The sequence below is a fragment of the Endothiovibrio diazotrophicus genome (genome assembly GCF_054657215.1).
This window is the reverse complement of record NZ_BAAHXB010000383.1, coordinates 1-247: the sequence shown is the minus strand read 5'-3', so window position 1 is coordinate 247 and position 247 is coordinate 1. Positions and strand designations below refer to the sequence as shown.

Annotated in this window: 1 protein-coding gene; it reads left to right on the top strand. The window is 61.5% G+C overall.

The annotated features are described in order from the left end of the window. Nucleotides 1-247 (top strand): RHS repeat-associated core domain-containing protein (locus tag ACYQ2W_RS26910; protein ID WP_488193056.1); only part of this gene is annotated, 247 nt, incomplete at both ends.

Here is a 247-nt window from a genome sequence, read left to right as displayed (position 1 = left end):
TGACCACCTCGGAAGTCCGCGGCTGGTGGTCGATGCCGCCACCGGTGCGGTGGTGCAGCGGATGGAGTACGATGAATTCGGACGGGTGATCGAGGATAGCAATCCGGGGTTCCAGCCGTTCGGGTTTGCCGGGGGGGTGTGGGATCGGGATACGGGGTTGGTACGGTTTGGGGCGCGGGATTATGATCCGGGCACGGGACGATGGACTAACAAGGATCCTATTCGTTTTGAGGGTGGAGATGCCAAC